This is a genomic window from Natranaerobius thermophilus JW/NM-WN-LF, from assembly GCF_000020005.1.
Classification (GTDB): domain Bacteria; phylum Bacillota; class Natranaerobiia; order Natranaerobiales; family Natranaerobiaceae; genus Natranaerobius; species Natranaerobius thermophilus.
In genome coordinates, this window is the sequence record NC_010718.1 from 2212449 (window position 1) to 2235157 (window position 22709).

General features: G+C 36.9%; 18 protein-coding genes. 1 reads left to right on the top strand and 17 read right to left on the bottom strand.

Features of this window, described 5'->3' with window-relative positions; translation table 11 throughout:
* Positions 1–11: 11 nt before the first annotated feature.
* From NTHER_RS10660 to NTHER_RS15305, 15 genes are all read right to left on the bottom strand, one after another.
* The gene (locus tag NTHER_RS10660; RefSeq protein ID WP_012448519.1) at positions 12–761 is read right to left on the bottom strand and encodes a Rossmann-like domain-containing protein; all 750 of its coding nucleotides are present in this window, start codon (positions 759–761) and stop codon (positions 12–14) included.
* A gap of 124 nt (positions 762–885) precedes the next feature.
* A complete protein-coding gene (locus NTHER_RS10665) occupies positions 886–1662 on the bottom strand; it encodes a copper amine oxidase N-terminal domain-containing protein (protein ID WP_012448520.1) in 777 nt (258 codons plus the stop codon).
* Positions 1663–1915: 253 nt separating this feature from the next.
* The gene (locus tag NTHER_RS10670) at positions 1916–2608 is read right to left on the bottom strand and encodes a type IV pilus inner membrane component PilO (protein WP_012448521.1); all 693 of its coding nucleotides are present in this window, start codon (positions 2606–2608) and stop codon (positions 1916–1918) included.
* A gap of 11 nt (positions 2609–2619) precedes the next feature.
* The gene (locus NTHER_RS10675) at positions 2620–3207 is read right to left on the bottom strand and encodes a PilN domain-containing protein (RefSeq protein WP_012448522.1); all 588 of its coding nucleotides are present in this window, start codon (positions 3205–3207) and stop codon (positions 2620–2622) included.
* Entirely contained in the window at positions 3204–4247 is a 1044-nt protein-coding gene (pilM, locus tag NTHER_RS10680; RefSeq protein WP_012448523.1) for a type IV pilus assembly protein PilM, read from the bottom strand. Before pilM ends, NTHER_RS10675 begins: the two co-directional genes overlap by 4 nt.
* A gap of 58 nt (positions 4248–4305) precedes the next feature.
* A complete protein-coding gene (locus tag NTHER_RS10685; RefSeq protein WP_012448524.1) occupies positions 4306–5520 on the bottom strand; it encodes a type II secretion system F family protein in 1215 nt (404 codons plus the stop codon).
* 142 nt (positions 5521–5662) lie between these two features.
* Entirely contained in the window at positions 5663–6703 is a 1041-nt protein-coding gene (locus NTHER_RS10690; RefSeq protein WP_041367768.1) for a type IV pilus twitching motility protein PilT, read from the bottom strand.
* A 125-nt stretch (positions 6704–6828) separates the two neighbouring features.
* Positions 6829–8544 carry a GspE/PulE family protein gene (locus NTHER_RS10695; protein WP_012448526.1) on the bottom strand — a complete coding sequence of 572 codons (1716 nt, stop codon included), beginning with the start codon at positions 8542–8544 and terminating at the stop codon, positions 6829–6831.
* A gap of 53 nt (positions 8545–8597) precedes the next feature.
* Positions 8598–9149: a hypothetical protein gene (locus NTHER_RS10700; protein WP_012448527.1), complete on the bottom strand. Its 552-nt coding sequence runs from the start codon at positions 9147–9149 to the stop codon at positions 8598–8600.
* A complete protein-coding gene (locus NTHER_RS10705; RefSeq protein WP_012448528.1) occupies positions 9146–10441 on the bottom strand; it encodes a DUF58 domain-containing protein in 1296 nt (431 codons plus the stop codon). The genes NTHER_RS10700 and NTHER_RS10705 overlap by 4 nt, the downstream gene beginning before the upstream one ends.
* Positions 10441–11421 (bottom strand): AAA family ATPase, encoded by a 981-nt coding sequence (locus NTHER_RS10710; RefSeq protein ID WP_012448529.1) that lies wholly within the window; start codon positions 11419–11421, stop codon positions 10441–10443. Before NTHER_RS10710 ends, NTHER_RS10705 begins: the two co-directional genes overlap by 1 nt.
* Positions 11422–11521: 100 nt before the next feature.
* Positions 11522–12058, bottom strand: coding sequence for a hypothetical protein (locus NTHER_RS10715; protein WP_041367109.1), 537 nt, complete (start codon positions 12056–12058; stop codon positions 11522–11524).
* Positions 12045–13019 (bottom strand): hypothetical protein, encoded by a 975-nt coding sequence (locus NTHER_RS10720; RefSeq protein ID WP_012448531.1) that lies wholly within the window; start codon positions 13017–13019, stop codon positions 12045–12047. Before NTHER_RS10720 ends, NTHER_RS10715 begins: the two co-directional genes overlap by 14 nt.
* Before the next feature lie 74 nt (positions 13020–13093).
* A complete protein-coding gene (locus NTHER_RS10725) occupies positions 13094–13732 on the bottom strand; it encodes a class II aldolase/adducin family protein (protein WP_012448532.1) in 639 nt (212 codons plus the stop codon).
* A gap of 16 nt (positions 13733–13748) precedes the next feature.
* The gene (locus tag NTHER_RS15305; RefSeq protein WP_012448533.1) at positions 13749–16193 is read right to left on the bottom strand and encodes a PocR ligand-binding domain-containing protein; all 2445 of its coding nucleotides are present in this window, start codon (positions 16191–16193) and stop codon (positions 13749–13751) included.
* A gap of 401 nt (positions 16194–16594) precedes the next feature.
* Between NTHER_RS15305 and NTHER_RS10735 the strand changes: the two genes are divergently transcribed.
* Positions 16595–17881 (top strand): NCS2 family permease, encoded by a 1287-nt coding sequence (locus NTHER_RS10735; protein WP_012448534.1) that lies wholly within the window; start codon positions 16595–16597, stop codon positions 17879–17881.
* A 158-nt stretch (positions 17882–18039) separates the two neighbouring features.
* Here NTHER_RS10735 and NTHER_RS10740 read toward each other — a convergent pair whose 3' ends face one another.
* A complete protein-coding gene (locus NTHER_RS10740; RefSeq protein WP_012448535.1) occupies positions 18040–21783 on the bottom strand; it encodes a M20/M25/M40 family metallo-hydrolase in 3744 nt (1247 codons plus the stop codon).
* 238 nt (positions 21784–22021) lie between these two features.
* Entirely contained in the window at positions 22022–22645 is a 624-nt protein-coding gene (locus tag NTHER_RS10745) for a MotE family protein (protein WP_012448536.1), read from the bottom strand.
* Between the last annotated feature and the right edge of the window lie 64 nt (positions 22646–22709).

The following is a 22709-nucleotide window of genomic DNA, read 5'->3' on the forward strand; positions in this document are numbered from 1 at the left end:
AAAAGCAATTTTTAATAACTTCGGGGACAGATCCTGTTTAAGCCCAGTAATACAGCTGGTCCGGCAATTGTTGTTCCAAAAAGGAGTAATTCTTTTTTATGTTCTTTTGCCTTGGCAGTAATCTCGTCCAGGGAATCATTAACCACCGTCGAACCCGTTGCCAGCACCAAATCGCTGTTTTTGATTAATTCCTCAGTCTTTTGGCTTCCATCCCAAATTTCTACTCCATGATACTCTTCTCCGATTTTATCTTCATTTAAGTCAGTAACCATGACACTTTCGCTACCAAAGTTGTTTACGATATTCTCGATAATAACTGGTTGAAAACCGATAATTCCAATATTTCGAGCTTGACTGTGATTTTTACTGATATACTCCGCCACATCTTCACCGCATTTTTCTAAGTCTTCATCTTTGCAGTGGACAGTCCCATCGACCAGACCTAAATAACAAGTGACAGCATTTATAGATGCAATCAATAAAGCCCTGTTGAAATTATCGTCAAAATCCTGATGTAATAAATCCTTGATCGTCCCTTTAAAGTCCCCTGGGTTATCGGTAAAGGCCTGACCAGCGTAACCGCCCAACTCTGCCTGGATCAATACTTCATGACCCCGCTGTAGTGGGAGGTTATCGCGACCTGTTTCACCAATTGCCTCTCTAATACTCAAGGGTCGAGCACTAACCTCAATTTCTTTATTATTCAAATTGTGTTTATTAACAAGCTGGGTGAACTTTTTGTGTAATTCATTTATCACCATACAACCTCCTACTTGTTAAAATGTAGTAATTATACTATAACAGTTTTTAACTAAGATTTCATCATTATTCCGTATTTTTATATAATTAGTGTAAAGTGTAATCAATGGGTCAGCTTAAACTAGGTTAATTTAGTTGAAACTCTTCAGTTAGTAAAAATTCTTGGTCAGTTTCAAAACATCTGACCTCTTTTAAGATTCTATAACTACCAGTTTTGGTTTCTTGGGCAAAATCTTCAGGATTAATTTTTTGGATATGATTTTCACCTGGTTTCAACATTACCATATCTTGAATCCAGGCTAGTTCAAGTTCAACCTCTTCCCAGCTATTTTGCTCTTCATGAAAGTATTCTACTTTAAATATTCTGGCAAAGGTCAACTCAGTATTACCTCTGTTTTTGATTTTAAAGGCGATATCCTCAGATGCTTCAAATTCCTCATCTAGCGTATCCATTTCAACTTTTGGATTTTGTTCTCCACCTTGAGCAATACTCACCTTGTTTCCGTCCCAACTTGCTCTAGCTTCTAATGCGTCATTGATAAAATGTAACGGAACTTGAATCCTGTTGTTCCTCAACTGGGAGCTGGAAGACATAGCTTGTGTCTCACCATTTATTATAAATTCTGCAGCTTCTAACTCTAGCTCTATGAACCTTCCTTTATCTTCAGGATAAATATAGACTTTTTGTTCATCTTGTTCCCAATGGACGTATGCTCCCAATTTTTCACCTATTATCCTCACAGGAACAAAAGGCACTCCATCATCTTTTATAAAGGCACCATGATCACTTAAGTTGATATCTTCTCCTTCAATGTCAGCTGTTAGTTCAGCTTTTCCAAAACCCGTTGTTACTAAAGCAGCCATCATTAATATGCAAAAGACCATCTTAGTAACTCGACTCATTTTTAATCGCCCCCTAAAATAAAGAATTTTTCAATAACTATTCTACACTACTGAATTAATTTTATTTTTCATATCCAAAGACGATTAAAAAGTCGATTTATTAACGCTATTTTAATGAAACTTTTTGGAAAGCTGTATTAAAGTTGAATCTTGATAACAAATTTAATATCAACAACAACTACTAAATATAACAGCGTCTTTTATAAAAATAATAGCTGGCCCAAGTCATAGTTTATACTTAAGGCCAGCCACATTAATCTTGTACCCGTATAAAAGGGTCTAATTTTCCCATATCATCTTTTTCCGGGTCTAGTGTATTTTTCGTTCTATTAAGGGGAATATCATCCCAGTATACTTCTATTTCAAAGGCAACATTAATTTCTTGAGAATCTATATCCTGTTCAAGTCCATGCTCATTTTCAGAATAAGTGTCTTCTAAAGAAGTTATATCAAGAGATGTAACATTTACTAGGCGTTCCATGTCTTCTAACTGTTCCATAGTTTGATATACATCGCTATATCTACCCCATAAATTACCCGACATGTTTAATTTTTTAATACCTTCATCCATTTCCTGACTGTTAAAAAATATTGTATCAAAGGAGATATTTTGTTGATAAAAAATTGTAGCTATTTCATAGAAGACATATTCTCGTTCTATTGTTCCGGGTAGTATCTCTTCTAATTCACCTATCTGTTGTTTGGGGTCAGTCATCCCTTCTTCAAAATCAGCCCATTCAGATAATTTCCCCTGTAAATGATTGATATTTTGCTGAGTATGATCTATATTTTTTTCTAACTCAGACCTTCGATTTTCAAATGGGATAAAAATAAACTGCCAAAACGAGACAAACACCACCAGGATACCTGCTATCATAAGTAAGAGCCTTTCTCTTTTGGATAAAGAGGACAGTTTATTAATTAATCCTTTGTTTTTTTCATCCATGATAACAACTCCTATCCATCATCATCAGCTTCTTGATTATCCTGTGATTCATCTTCCCATTCTAATACAGTTACGTCCAGCTCACCATTTATATTAAAATAGTAAGCTCCTTCTCCTTCAGTTAAAGAGTCTAACTCAAGCTGTTCATGATGTGTATTAGTTTCTAATTCCTGTAAAAATACCATCACATCAAAAACTGTATTTGCATATCCACTTATGCTTATCTCCTCTGGTTCAGCAGCAGTATACTCTTCCAACCAAAGCCCCTGGGGCATATTTTGGGATAATTCTTCAAAGTGTTGAGACCAGCTGATATGACCACTTTCGAGTTTTTCGATCCGTTCGGTTTTTAATTCATATTCTTCTTTCATTTCGCCTAAATTATCGTAATCCTCAAGTTCTGTCATCAAGTTTTGTTCAAGCTGTTCAAGCTGTTCCAATCTATTTTCCAGGCTAGCAAGTTCTTGCTGCATGAGGCCAAAGCCCATCCCTAAAAGGCCTAGAAAACCTACTAATATTATTATTAAAAAAAGTTGATACCAGTTTATTTGATCTCTTGTTTTGTATTCGGGAAGGCGCAGGTCCGGCTTAATTGTCATTTCGTCCACCTCCGTAAGGCCAAGCCAGTAGCAATACTAGCCATCATACCTTCAGTTACAAGTTCTCCCCTGGATTTAATGTGCTTGAAAGGATTAACTATCTCTGGGGTAGTACCTAGGTTTTCCCTAATATAATCTAACAGGCCTTTCATTCGCCAACCTCCGCCAGTAACATATAATTGTTCTGGATCACCCTTGGACAGTTTTTGTGAATTTACATATTCTACCGATCTTGCTATTTCTCTTAGTAAGTCTTGGGCTTGTCCTAGAACACTATTATATTCTAAGTAATTAACCTGATCTTTGTTTTGTTCCGCTTCTTGGAAGCTAATACCTGCTTCCTGGGAAATAGCCTTGGTAAAATCCATTCCACCAATAGAAATGTTTCTGGAAAACACATAGTTATTTTTTTTAGTAAATAATAAAGTTGTGCCACCCGCTCCCATATCTAGAGTTAAAGTCAAATGACCATCTACCTTCCCTGAAAAGTTATCCTTGTTATGTGTTTCCAAAAAATCAACTAGCCTTTTCAAGGAAAAAACTTCTACATCTAAGGCTTTTAATTTAATTCCAGCAGTCTCGCAAACTTCATGGTATTTGTTTATTAAGTCTTTTCTCGCAGCCAAAAGTAAGACTGTGATTCCGTGTTCATCTTGTTTTAGGATATGCCAATCAACATTAGCCTGGTTTTTGGGCATCATAATATAATTATCTGCCTCATAGTCAACCGCCTGAGCTAATTCCGATTGGGGCATAGGAGGGAATGAGATAGTTCTGATAACTACATCGTCATTTTTTATTGCTAAATAAGCATTTTTATTTTTTATTTTGTATTTATCCAGACATTCTCGCAGATACTGTCCAATTTGCTCTCCCTGATTATCCCCTTCATCATCTTGGGGTACCGAAAATTCTTCGATAGTGAATCTTTTGAGTACAAACTTAGACCGCAATTTACTTAGTTCAACTATTTTAATACTGGATCTTCCTAAGTCTATTCCCAGTGGTACCTGTTCAGGAATCAACTTTCCCCTTAACATTTGAAGTCCCCCAATCTTATCGAAACAATACATTGAACAATTACTCGAGTTATGTATTTTAATAAATTTGCCACATTTCCACCATAGGTAATACAACTGCCAGTACTATCACAGCTACTACAACCATTAAAATTAAAATCATTACCGGCTCTATCAGGGCACTGAGCCTGTCCAGAGTATAACTACTTTCCTGTTCATAAAAATCAGCTACTTTATCCATCATCTCTTCAATTGCTCCCGTTTCCTCACCTACAGACATCATCTTGCTCACAAGAGGCGGAAATAACTCACTTTCCTCAAAGGGTTTTGACATGGTCTGTCCCTGTTCTATATTATCCACGGCCTCATCTAAGACTTTTTCCATTAACTTATTTCCAATAGTTTTTTTAACTAATCCTAAAGCATCCATTAAAGTAATTCCACTGCCAATCAGAGTAGTTAAAATACGAGAAAACCTGGCTATAATAACTTTTTTGCTAACTCCTCCCAGTACTGGTAAAGTTAATTTTGCCTTGTCATATAAATATTTTCCTCCATCGGTATTCAAGAGATAATAGCCAGCTAAACTTAGGACAATTAAAATTATTAATAACCATTGTATATTGGCCCTTAAAGCTTTTCCAGTAAATAACATAATTTCAGTTAATAACGGAAGCTCTACGTCCATTCCTGCGAAAATCCCTGCAAATTCGGGCAGTACATAAGTCACTAAAAAATATACAACTAAGAAGGCCACTCCTAAAAGTATTACGGGATACGTCATGGCACTTTTGATTTTTTCCAAAAGCTGATGTTCCTTCTCATAGTGAACTGCCATTCGTTCCAAAACGTCCTCAAGGGCACCAGCTTCTTCACCAGCACTGATCATATTAACAAATAATTCGGGAAACACATCTTTTTGTTCGTGAAACGATTCGGCCAGGCTATTACCACCTCTCAAACTTTCTGTCACATTCACCAGGCCTCGAGACAATTTTTTGCTATCCATCTGCTCTGACAAAGACTCTAAACTATCTAACACTGTAACCCCGGCTTTGATCATAGTGGCAAACTGCCTAGAAAAAATCATCAGGTCCCTGGAAGCTACAGGTTTTTGAAAATATTTTTTCAGATTACTAAAACTGAATTCTTTACCTGTCTGTTTAATTTCAACTATGTAAAGCTGATCTGATTTTAATTCTTGTATTAAGCTTTGACGGTCCTCAGTTTCTTGACTACCCTTGATCAGGTTTCCACTTGGATCCCTGGCTTTATATGAATATTTTGGGGTCATCTGATTCACCTCAATAATTGATAGTCACTAAATTTATACTGTGTTAAATATGTAATATCAACCCTACAGAATTCGTTCAATCCAAGAGTTCAACAACAACGGAATATACAAGAGACTAATTTTAAGTTCACCTTGGCTGATTTTATTTTAGCTTTCCCTTGGCTGGTAAACTTTTTTCCATAGTAGCTTCTGTTATAAGTCCATTTTGAAACAAATCTTTAACTGCACTTTCCATAGTCTGCATGCCTAATTTTGCCCCAGTTTGCATTTGAGAATAGATCTGATATGTTTTACCTTCCCTAATTAAATTTTTAATACCAGAAGTCGAAACAAGACACTCCAATGCAGCAACGCGGCCGCCTTGTGACTTGGGAAGCAGTTGTTGTGCCAAAATGCCTTTCAGAGTACCTGCCAATTGAACTCTAATTTGATTCTGTTGATGTGGTGGAAAAACATCCACGATTCTATCAATGGTTTGAGGGGCATCTACTGTATGTAAAGTTGTCAATACTAAATGACCAGTTTCCGCTGCCGTAATGGCAGTTTGGATAGTTTCCCTGTCCCGCATCTCTCCAACAAGGATTACATCGGGATCTTGTCGTAAAGCCGCTCTCAAAGCCCCAGCGTAACCAGCTGAATCACTACCGATTTCCCGTTGATTGATTATACTTTGATTGTGATTATGCAAATATTCAATAGGATCTTCCAGAGTAACAACATGACAAGTTCGGTTTTTATTGATTTCATCTATCATGGCAGCTAAAGTCGTAGATTTACCGCTACCGGTAGCCCCGGTAACCACTACTAAACCCCTATTTTCCTGGGCAAGACTCTTTACAATAGGAGGGAGGCCTAATTCCTCTAGATTGGGAACCCGAGAAGAAATAACACGACAAGAAATTCCGTACGTATTTCTCTGCAGAAAGACATTGATTCTAAACCTACCAGTACCCGGTATGCTATAGGATAGATCTGTTTCACCTAATTCCGATGTTAAGGCATCTATTCCCTTGACAGCCAGAACTTCCTTGGCCATCTTTTCAGTCAATTCGGGACTGAATTTATCATATGACAGGGGAAAAAGTTCTCCATCTTTACGTATTATAGGAGGGGATTCAACTGTTACGTGCAGATCAGAGGCCCCTTGAGAAACCGCCTGAGATAACAGCTCATCTATAGTTATATTCAATTTGGATCACTCTCCTCTTGGAAGACATAAATCAAATCTGCGCAGTGATTCAATAATTATCGATAAATTCAATTATTAGTCGATGAATCAATATTATTCATAAGTCGACGATGAGTTATTTAGAGATGGCTTTCCTGATGAAAGGTAGCTCTAATAACTTCTTCCATAGTTGTGATACCCTGACTGACTTTAGAAATGGCGTTTTCGATTAAATATGAAAAACCTCTTTTACGAGCTTCCTCTGTCAGTTCTCTTTCAGAAGCTTCTCTAGCTAGCATATCTTTTAAAGTTTTATCAAGTATCAATAGTTCATGAATTGCAGTCCGACCTTTATAACCAGTATTATTACAGTTGGTACAGCCTTTACCTTTATAAAGGGTATCCACCTGTTCCCCCGAGTAACGGTGATATATTTCTTGTTCCTCGGCCGTGGGGCTGTATTCAATTTTGCAATTGGAACAGATTATCCTTACCAACCTCTGGGATAATACTCCTTCCACAGCAGAGCTAACTAAAAAAGGCGGGATTCCCATATCCACTAGCCTGGAAAGGGTGGCAATCGCATTATTAGTATGTAATGTAGAAAACACTAAATGTCCTGTCAGGGCCGATCTAATTGCAATTTGAGCAGTTTCTAAGTCTCTGATTTCCCCTACCATGATGATATCCGGATCTTGACGTAAAATAGCTCTTAAACCGTTTGCGAAGGTCAATCCACCTTTTTCATTGGTTTGAACTTGATTAATCCCTTCAATCTGATATTCCACTGGATCCTCTATAGTAATTATATTTTTCTCGGAACTGTTTATCCGGTTGAGGGAAGAATAGAGAGTAGTAGTTTTACCACATCCAGTAGGGCCGGTAACCAAAACCATCCCGGCACTGTTTTTCAATAATCCTTGATAGAGCTTAAAATTATCCTGTTGAAACCCCAATTTATCCAGTGAAAAAATCACTTTATCTTTATGAAGCAAGCGGATCACTACTTTTTCACCGTAAATTGTCGGTAAAGTAGATACCCTTAAGTCAATTTCATGTCCTCCTATATTATAATTGCTCCTACCATCTTGGGGGATTCTTTTTTTTGTAATGTCCATACCAGCCATAATTTTCACACGACTGATCAACAGATCTTTAGCATACCGGGGAGGAGTTGCCACATTATGCAAGACTCCATCTATTCGGTACCGTATCTGCATCCCCTGTTTAGTAGGTTCAATATGTATATCACTAGCACCCTGCTCGTATGCTTGAGACACTAAAGAATTGACCACTTTGACAACAGGTGCATTAGTTTCTAGATTTGATAACTCTTCTTCTTCAGTTGCAGCTATTTCACTTTCTGCCTCTTCCTCGGCTGAGCCTTCAATTTCTTCTATAGCTTTTTCAACAGAATCCTGGATTCCAAAGTGACGGTTAATCTCACCTTCGATTTCTCGAGGAGATGCTATAACAGGCTCAACTTCCATACCGGTAGCCATTTTGACGTCATCAATAGCAACCACATTTAAAGGGTCACCCATGGCCAGTACTAATTTTCCACTTCTATTATCTATGGGAAGCACTTGATACCGTTCTGCTAAATAGGCAGGAATGAGTGTAGCAGTTTCTCTATTGGTATCGTATTGGGACAGGGATACATGGGGTATTCCAAGTTGGAATTCCAATACTTCAATAATCTCTTCTTCTGTAATTATTCCCAGATCTACCAGGCTAGCCCCTAACTTTTGTCCTGACTTATTTTGATGGTCAAGGGCTTGTTTTAAGTCTTCTTCGGTGATAGCACCGCTTTCCAACAACAAATCCCCTAATCTTTGTTTCTTCTGACGAAACACTTAACTAGCCACCTCTTTCAAAAATAAAATTAGTTATACTTACTATCTTTTCATTATAATTGATAACTCAAAGCCCTGTAAATACTGTATAGTATACTAGCCAGCAGAGTTATCAATATAAATAAGTCTATTACAGGAGAGATTACAACCACATTAACGGTGACCGAAATTCCCACAACCAGTACCGAAACTAGAATTGTTATCAAACCCACACCAAGGAATCGTTTGATTATAGGATAGAGTAATTTTGTATTGATACTCTGATAGTCCTTGTCTTCGGAAAGAAACTTCTTGTTAACTATTGAAAAGATATAACCCAGCTCCAAAACTATATATATTGTAATGCCAATCAAAACTCCATAAAAATATTCTGTGCCAGTTTCTTCAACAGTTGTAATTAGTATAAAATATGCCAATCCAAAAATTACAGCTGTCAACTGAAAATATAAGAATTCACCGGCTCTAACACCTTGATATAATAATAGACCTATTATAAAGGTGAAAACTAGCCAGTAGACTGAATGAATTACTACAGGATACAATCCTACTGCAATTCCCAGTACAGGGAGCATCAACTTTAGTGAACTCATATTTATTAATTTCATTTCAAATCACCACTCTGGGATAAAGCCATAGACCCTCTACGCTGTCCTTTAACTTCCATTCTAGACAAAACATGTCCTAATCTTTCCCCTTTAGTCTCTACCACAGAGGCACCTAAGTTTTTTAAAGTATTAATTCTAGATTCGTGTTTCATCTTCCAAATATCTTTAGCAACTTGAGAGTTAGAGTCATCACCTAATTCATCGTTTAGCATCTCAAAAGGGGATATATAAATAAGTACAAGTTGAAACCCTCTAGATGCCAAGTCTAAAAACATATTATAGGCCCTGTCATCACAAAGATTCGTAAAACCGTAAACTATTCCCTGGGGTGGCAAAATAAAACGCGGTATCTTTGTGACCTGTCTCGCCACATAACTATAAGATTTTCGTAAAGCTGCTAGTTGGCGAAGGATGGTTTTCAATTGGGCTTCTCCACTTTGAGGCAAAGTTGTCTTGATAGTTCCATCGTAAATAATCAAACCCACCCGATCTTTTCTCTCAATATAATTATATGCCAAGCTGGCTGCCCCGCGGGCGCACTGGTGTAAGTAATCTTTTTCATCAGTCTTGACCTGTGTGAGACAGTCTATCAGTAGGATTGCATCAATATTTCGATCCAAATACCTGTCATTGACCAAAAGGCCTCCCCATTTAAGAGATTTTTTCCAATTAATATGTTTTAAACTGTCTCCATGACGATATTCTTTAATTTCACTAAACTCCAATCCTTCTCCCATAAAGGATGAGGTGTAATTACCGTGGTATAATCTCGGTTTATTGATTAAATTTACATTTTCTAAAAGGTCAATTCTGGGAAATACCGTAATTTTTTGCGATTGGGACAAATTTTTAATAACCGAAGTAGTCCCCCAAGGTTCTAACAATTCAACTGAAAGATCTCCCATACGATAAATTCCTGGATAATTTTTAGTAGGAAAAGTTAAGCTCAGTTCACGGTCTTCTCCTTGTTCTAAGGAAAGCTGAACTGTCTGGGTAAAATTTTTACCGGTATTTTCCAATTGACCATGATGAATTAAATTAACCAGTGGAAGAGATTCCTGTGCTTGTAATTGTATCTTTAGATTGATATCATTGCCTTCTACTAGCTCGGAGGCTTTGTTGATAACTTTTAAATTTAAATCCCGTTTTTCACTGGCAAACAAAGGAGTACATAAGCTAATAGCTAGAGGTAAACTCATTATGAAGAATTCTCCTCTACCGGCCAATATACCTAAAAAAACGAATAAGCCAGTTAAGTACAAATATGTACGGGATTTAACTGTTAAAGTCACTAATCATCTCTCCTTCCATCAATAGAAGGAGGAGAAACTTTGTTAATGACTTGAGCTAACATATCTTTTAAATCCCATTTTTCTATTCTCGCTTCCGGTGTCAAAATAATACGATGAATAAGTGCAGGTATGAAAACTTCCTTAACATCTTCGGGAGTCACAAAGTCCCTTCCGTTCATCATGGCTACAGCCCGACTTAATTTAAAAATTGCCAGAGAACCTCGTGGTGAAGCACCGACTTCCACCTTATCCAAATCTCTGGTCGCATGTACCAACCTTGATATGTAATTTAAAATATCACCATGTACGAAAACTTCCTCTACTTGCTCTTGCATCTCTAAAAATTCTTCTCGACTGACTATTGTTGGCAATTCAACTTCATCTTTGGCTCTATGTGCCCGTTTATCTAAAATTTCTGTTTCTTCATCAACTGTAGGATAACCAACTTCCAATCTCATGATGAATCTATCCAATTGAGCTTCCGGTAAGGGATAAGTACCATCAAATTCAATGGGATTTTGAGTAGCAATAACCAAAAACGGCTTGGTCAGATCATAAGAACTCCCCTCAACTGTAACTGTCCTTTCCTGCATAGCTTCTAATAGAGCCGATTGTGTTTTGGGAGTACCCCTATTAACTTCATCAGCCAGTAGTAGACCTGTAAAAATTGGTCCTGGTTTAAACTCAAATTCATTTTTCCCGGCATTATAGATATACCCTCCAGTAATATCCCCCGGCAATAAATCCGGTAAAAATTGCACTCTACCAAAATCAAGGTTCATGACTTGTGCAAAGGAGTTGGCAATCATGGTTTTGGCCACTCCCGGAACGTCTTCAATTAGAATGTGACCATCAGCTAAAAAACCTGTTAAGATATATTTCAATAAATCGTCTTTTCCCACAATCACCTGGGACAATGTTTCAATTACTGTTTCACATTTGTCTTGAGTTTTCGAAAAATCTTTACTTGGAAAAGCCATAAGATAAATTTTTCCTCCTTCCTTAGGAACTTTTCTTTTCTATAGACGTTGTTATATTTAGTTGTTGATACTGTAATTTTACAGTTATCAACATTCAAGTTTAATACAGCCTTTCTTTATAAAGTTTAGTGAAAATATCCATGATCTCTTGAAAGGTAGCAGTAGCTTCTCGTTGTTCCTGTTGTTCTCCATTCTCTTGAGGCCAAACTTGATTTTTGAGCTGTTCATTAGCACCTTCACTAGATACCCAACTGTAAAAATACCTGCGGCTATTTCTGGAAATATTAACTTTCCGCTGCAACTTCAGATATTCCTCGGGAACAATTAGCCGTGGTGCTTCATCTTTGCTCCCTAGCCTGAATTTTCTTTTAGCAAATTCCATTATGGGTTTAATTACAATAGAAAATAACTTTCTAATATCATTAAAAAAACTATTTACAGGACTGTAATCAGATTGAAAGAGCCCACTGTAATGATTAACGATATTCTTATACCAGCTTAAAAACCAAAGAGCAGCAAAGATTCTTATTAGCTCCATTGTGATAGTTCCTCGAATAAAGTAATAAATTGCTGCCATTAAAAGAAATAATAAAACTGGCCCTTTGGTAAAATTATAAATCCGCTTAATCCCCGTCATTTTCTTTGGAAACCCCTTTCTTATTGAAGTTTCCCTTCATTAAGTCTGGGATTTTCTGAAAGCTTTCCAGAGCTTCTTCTTTTTGAAGGTTTGAAATTTCATGATGACTATATCGAGCCTTAAGATATGATTTCGTTAAACTTCTGACTGGATTGTTTCGTGACAACCCTAGGGCGGATTCAATGTATCTCAGGTTTTCTTCAGGAGTTAATTGTTTAACAATGATAATATCCTGGACTTGAAAATACCTAATAACAAAATTATAAGCTTTTATTATTGCATTCCGGGCAGTTTCCTGGGATATTTCAGCGTATAAGCTGTCAAAATCAGTTAAATCCACTCTATTTGGGACCTGTTCTTTACAAGTAGTAGCTTGAAGGTCATCCCTTGATAAATCACCTTCTTCTTGCACGCTCTTATTAATTTTCTTTAATTCGATTATATGTTTAATTTTAATAACAACTGCTCCGACTATAATTAAACTAGCGATCCCTAATAAAAAGCTTAGATACGGATATAACCAGTCTGGGGGTTCGTATTCGGGTTTTTCATCATAAAGCTTCTCACTTTCTGGGATTTTGGAAATTCCTTCTAAATGGTCTTTGACTTCTTCTTGTCCCATCTGCAATAAAGTATAAAATAGGCCAAAAAGAGCTAAAATTATTATACTTGTAATCACAATATTTGTAACCTTATTTTCATTAGACTCTTCCCTTACCTGTTCTTCTCCAGTACTAAAATTACCGTAAAACAACAGATAGAGGATGAATGCCACCAAAAGTATAGTCCCCAAAGTAAATATGATGAAAAGTAGTAGTTCACCTAAACCATCTACCACTTGCTCTGCCGGATGCGCTGCTTCACCATCAGAGGTAAAACTTATTATGGAAATAGCTAGTAATATCAACACAAGAGATAATATTAAAATGTGTATATGAGCACGAAGATTTAATTTCCCCATTGATATTCGCCCCTCTTTTGACACTATTCTTAATTTTCTATATATATTTAGAGAAACCTTCAAAAATATTCCAATTAGCGCCCATAGTTACCGAGTTGGTTTATAATTGCCGACATTTCTTGGTCTGATATAATAACTGGTTCAGCCAAAGCTTTTGTTTTATAGTAAATTTCAGCCACAAATTCCACCTGTTCGGCAGTCACAAAGGCCTCCCGTAAACTTTTACCCGCCGTCAGTAAACCGTGATTGGCAAGTAATACGGCATTATAATTTTCTAATTCTTCCACTGCTTTTACAGCTAATTCTTCTGAACCTGGTCTGGCATATTCAGCACAAGGCACTCTTAGACCGGAAAAAGCTATCATGTAATGTACCGGTTCTATACTCTGATTTAAACAAGAAAAAATAGTCGAATATATAGAATGGGTATGAACTACTCCTGCTAGATCCTGTCTGTGCTGATAACATTTTAAATGTAGCGGCCATTCACTTGAAGGGGCTCCCTTCCCTTCTATCACATTCCCATCTAAATCCATAACCACGACTTCTTCCACTGTCATGTCATGATATTCCAGCCCACTTGGTGAAATCGCCATTAAGCCTTCCTCACGATTCAGGGCACTTACATTCCCAGTGGTCCCGGGGGTAAGCTGATTGTCTGCTAATTTACGACAACACTTTATCACTTCGGTTCGAAGGTCTTTTAAAAGCATTATATCCCTCCAAAAATTACTGAACTTCAAAAATACCGTAGTCTTCTTCTAAAACACCCATAAAAATATCAACTAATTCTGGATCAAATTGAGTTCTTGCATTGTCTTTAATTTCCCTTAATGCTTGTTCAGGTGGAACGGCTTCCTTATAGGGTCTGCCATAGATCATTACATCATATGAATCAACTATAGCAGTTATCCTTGCTAATAAAGGAATTTTTTCACCTTCTAATCCTTGAGGATAGCCCGTTCCGTCCCACTTTTCATGATGATACAAAATATCTTCTGCTATATGAGAAAACTCTTCAGTTGACCGAGCAATCCAATACCCTGTTTCTGGATGTTTCTTTACTAATTCCCATTCATTTTTAGTCAAGTTTTCTGGTTTAGTTAAAATTTCTTCGGGTATGGTAATTTTTCCAATATCATGCATTGAAACTAGTAACACCAGGCGATCCAGTTCAGATTCAGTTAATTCTATTTTAACACCTATTTTATATGCCATTTCTTGCATTCGTCTAGCGTGTTCTTCCGTTTCAAAACTTTTAGCCCCCAGAGTATTTAGTAAAGCCTTTAAAATATTGCTCTTGGCACTTCGGCTTTCAACTAATTTATTCTTATACATTTCTTCTTCTGCAGCAATCAATACATTATATATATCCTCTTCACTATTTTCTTTGGTAGACACTCCCAAGGTTATAGAAACTGGGATTTCTTCTTGTTTAGTTGTTATACAGAGATTTTTTATCCGATTACATATTTTCTCTGCATCTTCCTTATTTGTCTTTGTCAGTAAAATGACAAATTCATCTCCACCCCATCTGGCAATAATATCATCTTTTCTGCAGGATTGCGTTAATATTTTTGAAGTTTGAAGAAGTAATTGATCCCCACATTCATGTCCGTAACTGTCATTCACCAATTTTAGTCCATTTAAATCTGCCAGTATCAAACTAATCGGTAACTGTCCTTCAACATCTAACTTCTTGATTTGCTCTTCCAAATAAGCCCTATTATAAAGACTTGTCAGGCTATCATGAAAACTTAAATACTTTATTCTCTCTTCTGCTTGCTTTCTTGCAGTTATATCTTCATGGGCAATTACAATCCCAGTATCACTTGAGTTATTAAAGTATCCTTGATGAGGAGTTACCCGGCCAATAAACCATCTGTTTTTTGTGGGAGAATGACAAGGATATTCCAACTCAAAATAATTTAATTCACCTTTTTTGACGTCGTAAATACCATTTAGAAATTCCCACGCAAATTCGGCACCATCACCTTCAGCTCTTTCACATACTTCTAGGTAATTGACGCCTGGACTTATCAAATCTAGAGGGGCATTATTTCCACGACCAAAATCCATCCATGATTTATTGACAATACGTATAACGCCTTCTTCATCAAGAACACAAATGTGGGCACTTAGTGAATCAAGGGTCGATTGCAATAGCTGTTCAGATTTTTTTAGGTCTTCGCGAATCTTGTATTGTTCTGTAACATCTGAAAAAACAATTACTACTCCCATAATTTCCCCTTCTTGATTATAAATTGGAGCAGCACTTTCTGAAATCTGTCTTCTATTTCCATGGCGAGAAATCAGAGTTGCATAGTTATTCCCCAAGTCAACAATTTCACCATTGAGAATAACTTGCTTAACCGGATCCAAAATTTTCTCTCCGGCCTGGTCCACAACGTAAAACACAATTTCTAACTGTTTATCCTTAGCCTGTTTCATAGGCCAACCCGTCAACTGTTCTGCCACTGGATTCATCCTGGTTATCAAACCCTGTTTATCTGTAACAATTACACCATCTCCAATGGAATGTAAGGTTGCTGCTAAATTTTCCTCACTTTTTCTAAGAGCTTGTTTTACATTGTTCTGAGCTTTTAGATTCCTTTGAAGCTTGACATTCTTATGACCCAGAGTAGAAATCAAATGGGCTAGTTTGGTATAAAAGTTTATAATTGATTGTAATTTCAGCTTATTAACTTTAGGAACATTTTTAAGAGCTTGCAAGTACTTGCCTTTATCAAAGCCATACTTTTCAGCTTGATTTGTAAAATATACTAAATCTATCTCATCATCTTCATAAAAAAATTGACCCACAAATACAATACCTATTTGTTCTCCTTCTATATGAATAGGTATTGCCACATCGCGCAAATTATTTTTACATTTATAAGCTACATAGCTGCCACTCTCAGCACCCTTGGAAAAGTTAAGATCGCTTTGTATGCAATTTTTCCGGGTTTCGGAATGTTTTCTATGATAATTTTCACAAATATCTTGCCAATATGTAGAAACTAAAATGTTCCCCTCCAGGTCCATTAAAGCTGCGCTAATTTTCGTGTTTTGATAAAACTCATCCATTATGGGTTTGATTTCTTCTATATCAATGATTTCTTCTATTTTTAATTCTCCTACTTCAAGCGACTTATCTATTTTATAATCGGACATATTGTCCACTCCTTTTCACTGGTGTCGTACCAGTACAAATACAAAAAGTTCACTATAATTAGTATTAATACAAGCTTCAGCAATAGCTGTTGCGTAGTCATTCGATATTTTTTAACAAATTCCTCTATTTTTTAACAACTTTATTTTTAAGCGGCGAACTTTCCGAATGTTTATTACTTTGACGTTTGATCATTCGATTTTTTATTGACATTTATCTCCCCCCATGATATGTTTAACTTGTCCTGCAGGATATATTGAAGATATTGAAGTGAAATACAAATTTATTAAATGTTCGCTATTATTCCGAATTTTAATTTGAAACTTTGTGACTCCCGAGGAAAGAGTAAGGTGTATTTATTTTTTATGATATTAAAAGACTAACTTTATAAGGAGGAATCTAAATGGAGGAATTTTTCGATTTTAAAAAACATAACACATCATTAAAGACAGAAGTTATTGCCGGAATTACAACTTTCATGACAATGGCCTATATTATCTTTGTTAACCCGGATTTACTAGGTGAAACAGGAATGGATGAGGGAGCAGTTATGACTGCTACAATTATAACAGCGGCTGTTAGTTGTATACTTATGGGAATTCTGACTAATTATCCTTTTGCACTAGCCAGTGGTATGGGATTAAACGCATTTTTTGCTTTTACTGTTGCCCCTGAAGCTGGCTGGCAAGGTGCTCTAGCAGCTGTATTAATATCTGGAATTGTTTTTATAATTTTGGCTTTTCTAGGCTTAATTGAAAAAATAGATAGTGTGGTTCCGACGACTTTAAAAAAAGCTGTAGCTGCAGGTATTGGATTATTTATCGCCCTGATAGGTTTTCAAAATTCTGGTATAGTTGTACCTTATCCTGACACGTTAGTGACTTTAGGTGATTTAACAGAACCTGGACCAATTGTCTCTATATTAGGTCTAGTGGCAACAGCTGCTTTAATGGCTTTAAAAGTTAAAGGTGCAATTTTACTAGGTATTATAATCAGTACTTTTATAAGTTTTTTTGTAGGTTTACAAGCATTTCCCACAGGTATCTCCGACTTTATCGGTCAACCTGCCAGTTTAGCACCTATTGCTTTTCAATTAGATTTTGGAGCTATTTTGGATCTAGGCATTATGACAATTTTTGCCCTGGTCTTTGTCGATCTATTTGATACCATGGGGACTCTCCTGGGAGCAGGGGCAAGAGCAGGTTATCTTAATGAACAAGGAAACCTTCCCAAAGTAAAAAACGCCATGATTGCTGATGCCATTGGTACAATAGGTGGAGCCCTGGTGGGAACTAGTACTGTTACTACTTATGTAGAAAGTACCTCGGGTATTTCTGAAGGCGGTAGAACAGGGGCAACTGCAGTAGTTGTTGGCTTGTTATTTTTACTTGCTTTATTTTTAGCACCCTTTGCTTCCATGGTTCCCAGTGAAGCCACCGCTCCTGCTCTAATAATTGTTGGAGTACTTATGATAGGTGCTGTGCGGGACATAGACTTTGAAGATTTTACAGAAGCGTTTCCTGCTTTTATCACTATTGCTTTGATGCCATTTACTTATAGTATTGCCCACGGTATAGCAGGTGGATTTATTGCCTATCCACTCGTAAAAGCTTTTGCCGGTAGAACTTCGGAAATTCACTGGTTTAATTACTTGTTAGGCATAATTTCTATCTTCCATTTTGTAGGTTAGTACATCAATCCTGGCCAAAATACTGGAATATTGATGCTAGAAGAATCAGGGCCTTTTATAGTTAATATTAAATATCAGTCTTTTTCCCGGCCGTATAAAAAGCACCTGCCCATATAAGGCAGGTGCTTTACACTTGATTCCAACAGGTTCAATAGATTCTATTCTGTACCAAGGGCCTGATAAATAGAGTTCGAAACCATTGGGAATTGATTGCTTGGATGCGCTCTATTGATTGTGCAGTTAGCAAATAAGTAGTACTGTTGTCCATCAAGTTCGTTCTTTATTGCCATAATTTGTCCTTCCGCATCTTGGTATCCTTGGTGAATTAGTTCTCCATCTTCATCTTCTTCTGCTGGCCACCAACCTGATACATAGAAATCTTCTTCTTGTATTTCTGCCAGTACTGTAGCTGATTCAGGAACATCTGTAAACCAAGTTCCTGAATTGCTGTATAGATAATCTTTTCCAGGGTACGGTGCCATCACAAAATTATCATTATTTAAATCAGCTCTTAATAAACCTTCATGTGTAAAATCAGTAGTTTCACTCTGAATTCCTTCAAACAGTTCTAATTCACTTTCAACCACTGAATCTACAGCATAACCTGTAGAAGCAATATAAGGCATACCATCTTCGATGTATTCTTCCACTATATCCCAGTCAGCATGACCTTCGTCATCAACTATGATATTTGCTTCATCTAGTTTGTCTCTAACTTCTTCTTGATCCAGATCAGACCATCTGTTATAAAAATCATATTCATGAACTAGCTCAAAACCAAGTTTTTCTCCCATTACAAATTTTGATTGATATCCAAAGGCTGCTACCTTGGGTAGTTCATCTAGAACAATCACTTCTGCATCGCCATCATATTCTTCTACTTCGAGATGGTAGTCTTCAGCAACTTCCTCAAGCTTATGTCCGTCTACCACAAAGTCTCCTTGACCAAATTCATCTTGTTCTTCAGCAATAATTTTGACTTCATATCCTTTCCCGAGAAGGTCATTCACCGCTCTAGTTGTTTCATTAGTACTATTTTCAATGACATATTCATCAGCTTGAGCAATATACTGATCAGGTTCTGGCAATTCGTCCCTGTCCACTTCTGTCACAGACTCATCAAATACATCTTCTTCTTGAATTTCATCAGCATCAAATCCTCTTGTACGTGGTAGTGCATTAACAACTTCAGCGTACATAGCATCCCATTCAGAGAAATCTGGTCCATCCCACATTATAGTATTCGCAAAACCACGATGGGCCTGTTCCATAGGGATAACATAACTACCTTCTGGATATATTTCTTCGTTAACTTCAACATCTTCAGTCAATTGCTCAATTATGACCCCATTTCTAAGCATATATTCTACCGTTCTATAGACCTCATACTCATTTCTTTGATCTTCTCCCACGGGCATTACCCAATATTCTGGGAAAAAGCTTTCTCCTTCAGCCCTAGGCCTGCCAATGGACTCAAGATCGGGATCAACAAAATATTCATCCACCTTTTCTTCAGCGTCTTCTCCTTCAACTCCTCTTCTTAAATATTCAAGTTGATTGTCAAAAACTGACTCTTTATTATCTTTAATAAAATCAAAGGAAGCTTTTACCACATATTTAGTCCATTCATGAGAGTCTTGATTTAATCCAGGCATTTCTATAGTATGACCTAAAGCACCAAAATGCATAGCATGCATTGGAGTATAGGCAGCAGTACCATCGTCCCATCCTGTTCCATAATCTGTTCTTGGAATAGAGGCACGGTTATCGGGACCCTTATAATCCTCGTTATCTGTACTGGTGAATGCTGCATTTCTCATGGCTTGGGCATGATCTAGAGCATAATTCATATATAGATCGTACTCGTAATTAAAATCATGAGGTGGTGTACAAGGTTCAATTAATCCACCGCCAAAGGCTCCCCGTACAAAGCCATGAAGATCTAAAAATACAGCGGGTTTCCAATAACTAATTAGGTCTTTTTGTTCCTTATGCTCTTGTTGTGTTTGGAATGCATTATCTCTATTCAAGTCGAAACCATGAATGTTTTCTCTAGTCATAACTTCTCTACCATCTGGGTTGATAGTAGGATGTACTATTATGATTAGTTCTTCAAGTAAGTCATCCACATCAATAGTTTCAGTCCATTCTTCTGCTTCATCCGCATCCATGTCAGCTACCCAATCAGTTGTATTAAATTCTAATTCATCATCTTGTAACAATGCTTCTAAAATTTCTATTTGAGCATCTATTCCCGGAGTTTCATCAGGGTGAATGTTTGTTATATAAATCGGGTATCTGTAATCTTCTATCTCACCATCCTCAATCTTGTCCTGTAATTTTCCGGGATCCTCTTCCATCAAAGGCAAAATTTCTTCTTCGTATTTATCAACAGAATCCTGTGAGTCTGAGACTACTATTAAGGGGATATCATGACCTTGCACTGATTCACCAACCATCTCATAATCATAATACCTGTCGTCTTTTGCCTCATCTAAAATTTCCTCAATTGCTGGAGTGATTTCATCCCAGGTATGATAAGAATCATAGGGATATAATTTCAATTCATAATTAACTCTTTCTCCTGACTCTTTATCAGTTATCATTAAATCGTGATAACCCTTTAGTTCTTGGATTCTATGTCTTATTACTCTTGGTGCCAAGTCATCTGTGCCATAGGGTTTATCTACAGCTATAGTTGCAGTCACTTCATTATCATGAATATATGGTCCTTCGGCAAATCTTATAAAAGGATCGCCATCATACTCTTCCGTTTCCTCATCAAATGCCTTCCATTCATTAAAGATCGTTGCTCCTAGAGTCCACTTTAAATTATCTCTATCTACCTCTTCTTCGAATTCAAAGTTAAGTTCAAATTCTCGAGCTTCCGTCATTGAGGCTTCTAAAGTGTCTTCGGGTTCTGGGGCTGTTAATTTATTTAAAGTTTGGAATACTATTTCACCAAAAGTTTCTAACCTCTCTTCAACTCTTCCAGGGAAATCTTCTTCTAATACCTCCAGGCGATCTTCATCGGTATGCCATATAGCTCCATGTTTTTCCGTTTGAGTATATCCATCACCATCTCCAATTTCCCAGTTTGTAGCTTCAAAATTCAAAAATGGTATATCTTCATAAGCAAAGGACGCATGGTCTGACCAAGGTCCAGTTGTGCCTCTAGGATAATGTTCGTGCTCTCCTGGACTTGTGTTTAGATCAAGGTCTAAGTTATCAGCCAGTTTAAGGATATCATCTAAAATCCAATTGTCTTGAACCAAATCGCCATCCATTTCAGTATCTGACATCGCGTCGTAAACATACATTTTGTCTCCTGCTATTAAGCTGTCAAGATTAATCATAGCTTTGGTATTTTCAATTTCCTCATCAGTCATTTGATTTACATAATAATTGGAGCCCTGTAAGCCAACTTCTTCTGCTCCAAAAGCTATAAAGACTAGGGTATGTTCAGTATCAATATCAGCAAATCTTTCGGCAACTTCTAACATAATGCCTACACCAGAAGCATTGTCGTCAGCACCTAAAGTTTCCGAGTAATCCACAGTGTCAATATGAGCACCCATTACAACTTGTTTATCAGTGGATCCTTCCCGTGTTGCAATAACGTTTTTTGAATCAATATTTTCTTCTGTTTCTTCATAATAAAATGTAAATTCTTGAAATTCCGTACTATAACCATACTCTTCAAATTCTTCCTTGACATATTCCGCTGCTTCCAGTTCTTCATCACTTCCTGCTGGTCTTTGCCCAATTTCTTCAGATAGTTCAAGGATATGTTCGTAAGCTCTTTCTCCATACTCGTTACTGTCTTCAATGGCCACAGCAGGACTTGATAATAGAATTATACAAGCAAGACCTATAATAGCAGTAATCTTCCCATAATTCATTTTATTCCTCCTTTAAATATTGAAAATAATGGGGGTTTTTTCTCCCATTTTGTCAATACTATATCTAGCTAGAAAATTCCTGCTTTAAGAGTCTAAATTTTAAAAATATTTATATTATATTCCTCTCTAATGCTGAACAAAAGTGAACCTCTAAAGTCACAAGAATGCGTGACGACTGGTTCAATTTTATTAAATTCTTTCTCATATAAAAAAGCCATCACATTTAAGTGATGGCCTCTCAATCAAGCAATCTTCTCGAAATTCTATCAGCTCTATGGGGTTCCATCTCTGATAGAACCGCTCCCCTTTGTTCTTCAGATAATTCCATTAAAACTTGCACAACTTTATCCTCCGGTAAGTGAGAAACAATATCGGAAACCTCCTCGGGCTCCATTTGCTCATAAGCACCGACTAATTTTTCTAATCTCTCTTCTCTATCTCGGTCGGCATCAGCCATTATTTCTAACTGATCCTCCATACGATCAGCCCTAGTTTGTTGGTATTCTAACTGGGATTCTAGCCGTTCTACTTGAACTTCCAATTCTGCAATCTCTTCCTCTTTGGACATTAACTCCCCTTCTTTTTCCTCTAATTGTTCTTGATACTCTTCCTGATCCTGATACTCTTCCTGTAATTCTTGACGTATCTCTTCTTCTAATTCTTGTTCTAATTCTGATATGATTTCTTCATCAATTTCTGACATGCTTTCCTTGGATTGTTTCTCTTCTACCTTTTCAACTGTCGCTTCTTTTCCATCAGCTTGAGTTACATCAGCTTCTGACACGAAGAAGATTCCTATACCTAGAGCAGTCCCTAGCATTGCCATAATAAATAAAAAAGCAATTAATATTTTTGGATTCATATTCTCGAACCCCTTTCATAGCCAATCTAGTATATCTTGTGATTTATTTTAATTAGACGCTATT

Bases quoted from the DNA above. Each gene is read 5' to 3' on its own strand.
- NTHER_RS10660 (WP_012448519.1), bottom strand. From the start codon at position 761: ATGGTGATAAATGAATTACACAAAAAGTTCACCCAGCTTGTTAATAAA.
- NTHER_RS10665 (WP_012448520.1), bottom strand. From the start codon at position 1,662: ATGAGTCGAGTTACTAAGATGGTCTTTTGCATATTAATGATGGCTGCT.
- NTHER_RS10670 (WP_012448521.1), bottom strand. From the start codon at position 2,608: ATGGATGAAAAAAACAAAGGATTAATTAATAAACTGTCCTCTTTATCC.
- NTHER_RS10675 (WP_012448522.1), bottom strand. From the start codon at position 3,207: ATGACAATTAAGCCGGACCTGCGCCTTCCCGAATACAAAACAAGAGAT.
- pilM (WP_012448523.1), bottom strand. From the start codon at position 4,247: ATGTTAAGGGGAAAGTTGATTCCTGAACAGGTACCACTGGGAATAGAC.
- NTHER_RS10685 (WP_012448524.1), bottom strand. From the start codon at position 5,520: ATGACCCCAAAATATTCATATAAAGCCAGGGATCCAAGTGGAAACCTG.
- NTHER_RS10700 (WP_012448527.1), bottom strand. From the start codon at position 9,149: ATGAAATTAATAAATATGAGTTCACTAAAGTTGATGCTCCCTGTACTG.
- NTHER_RS10710 (WP_012448529.1), bottom strand. From the start codon at position 11,421: ATGGCTTTTCCAAGTAAAGATTTTTCGAAAACTCAAGACAAATGTGAA.
- NTHER_RS10715 (WP_041367109.1), bottom strand. From the start codon at position 12,058: ATGACGGGGATTAAGCGGATTTATAATTTTACCAAAGGGCCAGTTTTA.
- NTHER_RS10720 (WP_012448531.1), bottom strand. From the start codon at position 13,019: ATGGGGAAATTAAATCTTCGTGCTCATATACACATTTTAATATTATCT.
- NTHER_RS10725 (WP_012448532.1), bottom strand. From the start codon at position 13,732: ATGCTTTTAAAAGACCTTCGAACCGAAGTGATAAAGTGTTGTCGTAAA.
- NTHER_RS15305 (WP_012448533.1), bottom strand. From the start codon at position 16,193: ATGTCCGATTATAAAATAGATAAGTCGCTTGAAGTAGGAGAATTAAAA.
- NTHER_RS10735 (WP_012448534.1), top strand. From the start codon at position 16,595: ATGGAGGAATTTTTCGATTTTAAAAAACATAACACATCATTAAAGACA.
- NTHER_RS10740 (WP_012448535.1), bottom strand. From the start codon at position 21,783: ATGAATTATGGGAAGATTACTGCTATTATAGGTCTTGCTTGTATAATT.
- NTHER_RS10745 (WP_012448536.1), bottom strand. From the start codon at position 22,645: ATGAATCCAAAAATATTAATTGCTTTTTTATTTATTATGGCAATGCTA.